1 protein-coding gene is annotated in these 600 nt (G+C 68.3%); it reads left to right on the top strand.

The window, feature by feature from the left end:
• A partial coding sequence (locus AC1DWF_RS36425; protein ID WP_476843309.1) for an alpha/beta fold hydrolase occupies positions 1-529 on the top strand: 529 nt, incomplete at its 5' end.
• Between the last annotated feature and the right edge of the window lie 71 nt (positions 530-600).

The following is a 600-nucleotide window of genomic DNA, read 5'->3' as shown; positions in this document are numbered from 1 at the left end:
GCGCTGCACCGGCCTGTTCTTCTTCGACTTCGTCTATCCCGGCATCGGAGCGCGGATGGGCACGCCCGACCGGCTCAGCGAGATCTGGTATCAATCCTTCCATCAGATGCAGATGGCCCCCGCGCTGGTCGGCGCGACGCGCGATTCCTGCCGGGCCTATTTCGCGCATTTCCTGCGGCACTGGTCGCATCGGAAGGACGCCTTCGACGAGGTGCTGGAGGAATTCACCGACAACTTCCTCAAGCCCGGCAATCTCGCCGGCGGCTTCGCCTATTACCGCGCCGCACATGCCGGCCGGATCGCAATGCTCAAGGGCAAGGCGCCGACCCTGCCGCCGATCGGTCTCCCGACCTGCGTGCGCTGGGCCGAGCACGATCCCCTCTTCCCCTATGCCTGGACGGACCGCCTCGCGGAGACCTTTCCCCAACTCGACCTCGCCATGTTCGAGGGCGTGGGCCACTTCCCGCACCGCGAGGATCCCGACCGCGCCGCGGCCGAGATCGCGCGCTTCTTCTCAGCCCTGGCCTGAGGCGAAGGCCGCCGCGATCTGGTCGCGGCGCGCCACCCAGACCCGGTCGCCCAGCGAGGCCAGTCGTCGCA

The sequence above is a fragment of the Aminobacter sp. P4_D5 genome, assembly GCF_056401815.1.
The sequence above is the reverse complement of the archived record's forward strand: the minus strand, read 5'-3'. Positions and strand labels throughout refer to the sequence as shown.